Source organism: Curtobacterium pusillum, from assembly GCF_007680845.1.
Taxonomy (GTDB): domain Bacteria; phylum Actinomycetota; class Actinomycetes; order Actinomycetales; family Microbacteriaceae; genus Curtobacterium; species Curtobacterium pusillum_B.
In genome coordinates this window covers 1-6,707 of sequence record NZ_VEIY01000015.1, presented here as the reverse complement: position 1 = coordinate 6,707, position 6,707 = coordinate 1, and the positions used below count along the sequence as shown (strand labels likewise).

The window sequence follows — 6,707 nt, the reverse complement described above, 5'->3', positions numbered from 1 at the left end:
CGCCGCCGCGCGCGCCGCGCGCCGCGCCCGCCCGCGCCGCCCGCGCCGCCCGCTCGGCGCCGCGCCCTACGCGCCGACGGTGCTCTCGCGCACGACCAACGTCGGGGCCACCGCGACCGACGCCACCGCCCCCGCTCCCCCGTCGACGAGGTCGAGCAACGCCCGACCCGCGACCCGCCCGAGCTCCTCGAGCCGCAGGTCCACCGTGGTCAGCGGCGGACGGCTCGCGAGCGCCATCACGTCCCAGTCGTCGAACCCGGTGACCGCCACGTCCTCCGGCACGGAGCGCCCGAGCTCCCGCAGCCGATCGCACACGCCACGGGCGATCTGGTCGCTCCCGCACACGATGGCGTCGACGCCGAGCTGCCCGCCGGAGTCCCGCGCCAGCTCGTCCACCGCGCGGCGCCCCCACCGCTCCGACCACTCCCCGAACATCGGCGGGACGACCAGTCGGTCCCCCAGCACGGCGGAGGCGCCCGTCGCCCGTCGGACCGCGGAGTGGTGCCGCGACGGCCCGGTGACGATCGCGACCCGTGTGCGCCCGAGCGCCAGCACGTGCGAGGCGACGGCGGCAGCGCCGGCTTCGTCGTCGAGCGTGATCGACACGTCGGAGTCCGAGGTCGAGGGTGTGAACGCGTACACGACCGGGACGGGGACGTCGATCGGCGGTCGGGCGTCGGCGGAGCGGCCGGTCACGATGATGCCGTCGACCCCGCGGGCGGTGAGGGAGCGGAGGTAGTGGGCCTCGCGGACGTGGTCGTCGCGGGTGTCGCAGAGCAGGACCATCATCTGCCCGGCGGAGAGGGCGTCCTCGGCCCCGAGCAGCACCGGGATCGAGAAGCGTCCGAACGAGTCGGTGGTGATCATGCCGACGGTGTACGTGCGCCCCGAGGCGAGCGCGCGGGCCCGTGCGTCACCGACGAACCCGAGCTTCTCGGCGGCGTCCTTCACCCGCAGCCGGGTGGAGTCGCGGAGCTGCCCGGTGCCGTTCAGCGCCTTGGACGCGGTGCCGATCGACACCCCGGCGAGCGCCGCGACGTCGGTGATCCGGACGGGCTGCGTGCCACGGTCCGTGCCGGTGCGTTCGAGTGTCACCGCAACCCCCTTTCCGGATGCGCGAAGTGATCAGAGCATACGCAATCCGCAGGAAGAAGCCCTTGCGCGCCGCTCGTCCGTGTCGTAGCGTCTGCGCCAGAAACCGTTTTCCGGAATCCGGAGGACGGCCGTGTTCACATCGCAAGGAGGCGACATGACCACCACGCTCGCGACCGACAGCCGCGCGCAGACCGCGACGCCGGTCCTCCCGACCGCCGACGCGCACCTCACGCTCCGGCCCCTGCCGACGGGCGACGCCCGGATCACCGGCGGCTTCTGGGCACTCCGGCAGGAGCGCAACGGCCGCGACGCGATCCGCGGCGGGTACGCCCTGCTCGAGACGGCGGGGAACTTCCGGAACCTCCGGATCGCCGCGGGGCTCGAGGAAGGCGAGGCGACCGGCCCGATCTTCATGGACTCGGACGTCACGAAGTGGCTCGAGGCGGTCGCGTGGGAGTACGGTCGCGCACCGTCCGACGACCTGCTCGACCTCCAGCGCGAGGTCACGGCCCTGTACGCCCAGGCGCAGGCCGACGACGGCTACCTCGACTCCGTGCAGCAGATCCGGGGCGGGGGCGAGCGCTACACGGACCTCAAGTGGAGCCACGAGCTCTACTGCGCCGGGCACCTGTACCAGGCGGCCGTCGCGCAGCACCGGGCGACGGGCGACACCGGGCTGCTCGAGGTCGCGACGAAGAACGCCGACCACCTGGTCCGGACGTTCGGGGAAGGACCCGGCAAGAAGCACGACATCGACGGCCACCCCGTCGTCGAGATGGGCCTCGTCGAGCTCTACCGCGAGACCGGCAACCGCGACTACCTCGACCTGGCGCACTGGTTCGTCGACGCCCGCGGGCACGGCATCATCGAGCGCGCCGGCGGCGAGCCGACGTACTTCTCCGACCGGGTCCCGAGCCGCGAGGCCACGACCGTCGAGGGGCACGCCGTCCGCGCCGTGTACCTGGCCGCCGGTGCGGTGGACGTCGCGATCGAGACCGGTGACACCGAACTCCTCGCCGCGAGCGAGGGCCAGTTCGCCGACATGATGGCGACGAAGGCGTTCATCACGGGCGGCCTCGGAGCCCGCTGGGACTGGGAGGCGTTCGGCGACCCGTACGAGCTCCCGACGGACCGCGGCTACGCCGAGACCTGCGCCGCGATCGGCGGGATCCAGTGGGCCTGGCGCCTGCTCCTCGCGACCGGGAAGCCCGTCTACGCCGACGCGATCGAGCGGCTGCTGTACAACGCGTTCCTCGCGGGCGTGAGCCTCGCCGGCACCGAGTACTTCTACGTCAACCCGCTCCAGCAGCGCGACCACGCGCACCAGGACGAGAACCGTTCGCCGGCGCACGGTCGCCGCGGCTGGTTCGACTGCGCCTGCTGCCCGCCGAACATCATGCGGACGTTCGCGAGCCTCGACGGCTACCTGGCGACCGCGACCGACGGCGGCCTCCAGCTGCACCAGTACGCCACGGCGTCACTCGGCCGGGTCGACGTCGAGACCGGTTACCCGCACGACGGACGCGTGGTCGTGACGGTCACCGAGGCCGGCCCGCTCGCCCTCGGCCTGCGCATCCCCGCCTGGTCGGACACGACGACCGTCACCGGCCCGGACGGACAGGAGCACCCGGCGGCCGGGACGCTGCACGTCATCGACCGCGACTGGTCGGCCGGGGACACCGTCGAGCTCGTCTTCGACACGACACCGCACCGGTACGTCGCGGACGAGCGGATCGACGCCGCCCGCGGGCAGGTCGCGATCGAGCGCGGGCCGCTCGTGTACGCGGTCGAGCAGGCGGACCAGCAGGGCTTCACGGTCGACGACCTGACGGTCGACGCGGACGCGCCGATCACCGAGGAGCGCCAGGACGGTCTCCTCGACGGCGTCGTCACGCTGCGCGTCCCGGGTCACGCTCCTGCCGAGCACGCGCAGGCAGCGTGGCCGTACCGTCGGCTGCACGGGCCGGGAGGCGCGGATCGCGGCCTGGACGCGACCAGCGTCGACGACGTGGCCGGGTCTGGCGGGGCCGCGCCGTCCCTCCCGGCACGGCCGTCGAGCCGCTGGCGCGTCTCGCCGGAACCGGCGGGTGGGGCCCACCTCCAGTCCGTCACCGCGACGGCCGTGCCCTACTACGCCTGGGCGAACCGCGGAGCCGCGCCGATGCGCGTCTGGCTGCCGCTGGCGCGGTGACCTGATGCTGCGCAGAGCGTTCCTCGCCGGCGGTCTCGCCGGCGGGGCTGCCCTCGCCTTGGCGGCGTGCTCCGGCACGCTGCCCAAGGTCGACGCGAAGGCCGCGAGCTTCGGGCGCAACGCGACCGGCACCGTGCACGTCTGGTGCCGGTCCGCCACCCAAGCCGGGCTGACGGCGGCCGTCGCCGGCTTCAACAAGGCGAACCCGAAGCTGCAGGTCGAACTCACGCCGGTGCCCGACGGCCAGTACGTCACGAAGCTCGCGACCGCGATCCGTGGCGGTGAGCCGCCGGACGTGGTGGACATCGACGACATCAACTCGCAGCTGTTCATCTTCCGCGAGGCGTTCGCCGACCTGACCGACGTCGTGAAGGGGCTCGACTACTTCGACGCGATCTCGCCGGGCCACCTGCGGCTGCTGGAGTACCGGGACCGGTACTACGGGCTGCCGTACCTGGCGGACAACTCGCAGCTGTTCGTCAACACCGAGCTGTTCGACAAGGCCGGTCTCGACGTCGACGACTCGACGAAGGACCTCGACTCGCTCCTGGCCGCGGCGAAGGCGATCCGGAAGGTCGGCGACGACGTCTACGGGTGGTCGATCTCCGGCAACGCCGCCGGCATCATCGGCTTCGTCACCCAGCCGCACGTGTGGGCCACCGGTGTCGACATGATGTCCGGCGAGGTCGGCAAGCAGACGGCGAACATCACCGGCAACGAGGCACTCGAACGCATGCTCGAGTTCTACCGGCAGCTCTGGAAGGACGGGGCGCTCTCGAAGGCGACGTACTCCGACGCCGGCACCACGTGGGGCGCCGACTTCCGGGCCGGCAAGGTCGGCATCTTCCCGACGTCGTACGGCGCCACCGTGCCCGCGGCGACGAAGGCGATGCGGGCGAAGATGCGGACGGTGCTCATCCCCTCGTGGGACGGCAAGCGGTCGTTCTTCGACGGCGGCGACAACATGTGCATCCCGAACGGGGCGGCGAACCCGTCCGGGGGCTGGGCGTTCATGCAGTACGCGAACGGGCTCCAGCAGCAGCAGGCGCTCCCGGACGGCGGGTACTTCCCGACCCGGTCGGACGCCGCCACCCCCGAGTACCGGAAGAAGTACCCGCTCGCGTTCGGCCCGCTGGACGCCATCGACAAGGGGTACGCGCCGCAGACGCTCGCGTACAACCTGCTCAACAACCAGCCGTCGTCGCCGTACTTCGCGATGTTCCGCGAGGCGGTCTTCGGATCGGGAGCCGCTGCCGCCATGAAGACCGCGCAGGCGGACTACACCCGCATCCTCGACCAGGTCCAGGCCTGACCCACCGTCGCACCACCGACAGCACAGAGAGGTGCACGTCATGTCGACCATCTCCACCCGACGGTCCGGCGCCGGCCGGTCCACCGTCGGACGGCCCGCCGTCGGCGGCCGCTCCGGCCGCTCCGCCCCGTCCCGCAACTCGCTCACGCACCCGCCGCGCACCGGTGCCGTGCTGGTCGCCCCGGCGATCGCCTTCGTCGCGGTGTTCGTCCTCGCGCCGCTCGTGTTCGCGCTCTACATCTCGTTCACGAACTGGCCGCTGATCGGGCCGTACCGGTTCATCGGCCTGCAGAACTACCTGACGCTGTTCCAGGACCCGACGTTCGTGCACGCCATCGGGTACACGCTGCTGTACACGGCGATCGTGACGCTGCCGATCCTGGTGCTCGGGTACTTCCTGGCCGTGCTCGTCCGGGCTCGTCGGCGCGGCAGCACCCTGCTGCGGACGGTGTTCTTCCTGCCGTACGTGGTCGGGCTGACGACGCTGTCATTCATGCTCGTGCTCGAGGCGCAGCCGAACTCCGGCGCCGTGAACATGGTGCTGCACTGGCTCGGGATCACCGACGGCAGCACCGCCTGGCTCGTGAACGGGCCGCTCGCGACGCTGCTCATCTGCGTGCTCGTGGTCTGGGCCGTGTCCGGGCTGACGATGGTGCTGCTCATGTCCGCGATGCAGGGCGTTCCGGACGAGGTGTACGAGTCCGCCCAGCTCGAAGGGGCGTCGTGGTGGCAGACCGAGCGGCTCATCACGTTCCCGATGATCCGGTCGACGGTGGCGCTCAGCGTGATCATCTCGGTGATCGGGTCGCTGCTGGCGTTCAACCAGTTCTACATCCTGACCCAGGGTGGGCCGGGGACCGAGACCACGACGATCGTCAACGCGATCTACAACCGCGGCTTCGTCAACCTGCAGCTCGGCGCCGCGACCGCGGAGTCGATCGCGCTCGTCGTCGTCATCGCCGCCGTCACGGTGTTCCAGTTCTGGGCACTCCGAGAGAAGGACTGAGCCATGAGCACCACGACCTCACGAGCCGGACTCGCGGCCCCCGACCTGACCACCCGGACGCTCACCACCGAGGGTGACGGGCGACGACGACGCCACCACCAGGGCAGCGTCCAGCACCCGCGGGACACCGCCGTCAAGCGCACGCTCTACGTCGTCGCCGGCGTCGGGTCGGCGCTCGTGTTCGGCGTCCCGCTGATCTGGTCGATCCTCCGGGCGTTCCAACCCGAGGCCGTCATCACGCAGGCCCCGGACGCGGCCACGTTCTTCCAGCTCGGCTGGCAGAACTTCGCCGCCGTGTTCAGCGCGTCGTCGCACCTGCTGACGGGGCTGTTCAACTCGATCATCGTCTCGGTGTGCACGGCGGTCCTCACCGCGGTGATCGCGACGATGGCCGGGTACGGGTTCGCCCGCTTCCGGTTCCGTGGTTCCGGCATCGTGTTCGGCCTCGTGCTGCTGACGATGATGGTGCCGTTCCAGGCGATCCTCACGCCGCTGTACCTCGAGATGAACGCCATGAAGCTCACGAACTCGCTGCTCGGGCTCGTGCTGTTCTACACGACGGTGAACCTGCCGTTCGGGGTGTTCGTGATGCGGAACGCGTTCGAGTCGATCCCGACGGAGCTCGAGGACTCGGCGTTCGTCGACGGCGCCTCCCGCTTCCGGGTCGTCGTGTCCGTGCTCCGTCCGTTGCTCCTGCCCGGGGCCGCGACGGCTGCGCTGTACGCGTTCCTGGCGTCGTGGACGGAGTTCCTCGGGGCGCTGACGTTCCTCACGAAGGACTCGCTCTACACGCTGCCGGTCGCCCTGCTCAACCTGCAGACGGGGGCGTACGGGCAGGTGTCGTACGGGAACCTCGTCGCCGGGTCGGTCGTGGCGATGATCCCGTGCATCGCGCTCTACGTCGGGCTGCAGCGGTTCTACGTCGCTGGCTTGTCGTCCGGCGCGCTGAAGGGCTGACGGCCGGCTGGCGGCCGCCGGCCGCCCGCCGGTCCGCCGAGCGGGCAGAATACGGCCCGCTCGGCGTCGGCGCCCGGCCGGTTCCGCCCGCTCGGCGGCCGCCCCGCGGCGGGTCGTGCCCGCTCGGCGCGGGCGCGCGGGCGCGG

5 protein-coding genes are annotated in these 6,707 nt (G+C 71.6%); 4 read left to right on the top strand and 1 reads right to left on the bottom strand.

Annotated features, from left to right (window positions below; all coding sequences use genetic code 11):
• Positions 1 to 66 precede the first annotated feature (66 nt).
• Positions 67 to 1,095 carry a LacI family DNA-binding transcriptional regulator gene (locus FS825_RS18415; protein WP_144715895.1) on the bottom strand — a complete coding sequence of 343 codons (1,029 nt, stop codon included), beginning with the start codon at positions 1,093 to 1,095 and terminating at the stop codon, positions 67 to 69.
• Between the two features lie 154 nt (positions 1,096 to 1,249).
• Here FS825_RS18415 and FS825_RS18410 point away from each other — a divergent pair, with 154 nt between their 5' ends.
• From FS825_RS18410 to FS825_RS18395, 4 genes are read left to right on the top strand one after another with little or no spacing between them, the layout of a single operon-like run.
• Positions 1,250 to 3,286: a glycoside hydrolase family 127 protein gene (locus FS825_RS18410; protein WP_144715893.1), complete on the top strand. Its 2,037-nt coding sequence runs from the start codon at positions 1,250 to 1,252 to the stop codon at positions 3,284 to 3,286.
• Positions 3,287 to 3,290: 4 nt separating this feature from the next.
• Complete coding sequence (locus FS825_RS18405) at positions 3,291 to 4,598, top strand: ABC transporter substrate-binding protein (protein WP_144715891.1); 1,308 nt, start codon at positions 3,291 to 3,293, stop codon at positions 4,596 to 4,598.
• A 40-nt stretch (positions 4,599 to 4,638) separates the two neighbouring features.
• Entirely contained in the window at positions 4,639 to 5,604 is a 966-nt protein-coding gene (locus FS825_RS18400) for a carbohydrate ABC transporter permease (RefSeq protein WP_144715889.1), read from the top strand.
• A 3-nt stretch (positions 5,605 to 5,607) separates the two neighbouring features.
• Positions 5,608 to 6,561: a carbohydrate ABC transporter permease gene (locus FS825_RS18395; RefSeq protein WP_144715888.1), complete on the top strand. Its 954-nt coding sequence runs from the start codon at positions 5,608 to 5,610 to the stop codon at positions 6,559 to 6,561.
• Positions 6,562 to 6,707: the final 146 nt, after the last annotated feature.

Excerpts from the sequence above, each read along its gene's own strand:
- FS825_RS18405 (WP_144715891.1), top strand. The coding sequence starts at position 3,291 with ATGCTGCGCAGAGCGTTCCTCGCCGGCGGTCTCGCCGGCGGGGCTGCC.
- FS825_RS18400 (WP_144715889.1), top strand. The coding sequence starts at position 4,639 with ATGTCGACCATCTCCACCCGACGGTCCGGCGCCGGCCGGTCCACCGTC.
- FS825_RS18395 (WP_144715888.1), top strand. The coding sequence starts at position 5,608 with ATGAGCACCACGACCTCACGAGCCGGACTCGCGGCCCCCGACCTGACC.
- FS825_RS18410 (WP_144715893.1), top strand. The coding sequence starts at position 1,250 with ATGACCACCACGCTCGCGACCGACAGCCGCGCGCAGACCGCGACGCCG.